The following is a 448-nucleotide window of genomic DNA, read 5'->3' on the forward strand; positions in this document are numbered from 1 at the left end:
GCATGGTGTCATTCATCCTAAGGTTCGAGTTCATCGGTGGCCGCGACACTGGCGCTGCCCATGCCAGGGACGCCGAGCAAGGGCCGCCCCGCAGTGAGGGCGTCGTCCCCCTGGGGGGAAGGCGCGAAGCGACTCAGGGGGGCTTCTTATGCGACGTTGAAGACTTGGCGGAGGTAGGCTAAGTACGTTTCATCGTCGCACAGCGTCTTGCCCGGCGTGTCCGACAGCTTGGCCACAGGCTGCCCGTTGGCGCGGGTGAGCTTCATCACGATGTTGAGCGGCTTCATCTCCCGCGCATCGCCCATGTCGTTGGTGAGGCTGGTGCCAATGCCAAAACCCAGCTGCGTGCGGTCGCCAAAGTGGCGATACAGCTCGAGCGCGCGGTTGAGCGTGAGGCCGTCAGAGAACACGAGGCGCTTGGTGTGCGCATCGATGCGCAGCTTCGCAT

At 63.8% G+C, this 448-nt stretch carries 1 pseudogene; it reads right to left on the bottom strand.

The window, feature by feature from the left end:
• Positions 1–146 precede the first annotated feature (146 nt).
• A pseudogene (locus tag IB259_RS30880) lies at positions 147–448 on the bottom strand (nicotinate phosphoribosyltransferase); the annotation flags it as partial.

Origin of the sequence: Achromobacter sp. ACM04, assembly GCF_014851465.1 — a bacterium.
In the GTDB taxonomy this organism is placed as follows: Bacteria; Pseudomonadota; Gammaproteobacteria; order Burkholderiales; family Burkholderiaceae_B; genus Achromobacter; species Achromobacter aegrifaciens.